General features: G+C 37.2%; 1 protein-coding gene. It reads right to left on the bottom strand.

Features of this window, described 5'->3' with window-relative positions; genetic code table 11:
* Positions 1 to 362 (bottom strand): HNH endonuclease (locus R0J92_RS21820; protein WP_411053181.1); only part of this gene is annotated, 362 nt, incomplete at its 3' end.
* Between the last annotated feature and the right edge of the window lie 47 nt (positions 363 to 409).

Here is a 409-nt window from a genome sequence, read left to right as displayed (position 1 = left end):
CTATCGAATACTCCATCGTGATTTGCACAGAGCAATAGCCCATTATTATCATCGAGGCGTTCAAAGTTGTCTGATTCACTCCAAGGCTTACAATGGCTTGCAATAAGAAGCGATGGAACATCTAAACCACAAATTTCACACTCCGGAGATCTGTTAAGTAGTTTTTGCTTAAATAACCCCTGACCAATTCGTGTTTTTATGATTCTTTCTTTTTCAGTATTGGTAGTTGTCTGATCTATCAACTTTTCTATATCCTCAATCTCAGCAACTTCTTTCTCATTACTTTCATTAATTAATAGATTATTATTTCGCATTACTAAACTCAGAAAGTACTCACCAAAGGCTTGGTCAATCTCAAACAAGTAGCCCTGTGTTCCACCTCCTGTGCGAGTGAAAGGAGAATATTTAG

Source organism: Tritonibacter sp. SIMBA_163 (genome assembly GCF_046535935.1).
Lineage (GTDB): Bacteria > Pseudomonadota > Alphaproteobacteria > Rhodobacterales > Rhodobacteraceae > Epibacterium > Epibacterium scottomollicae.
This window is presented reverse-complemented; position numbering and strand designations above follow the sequence as displayed.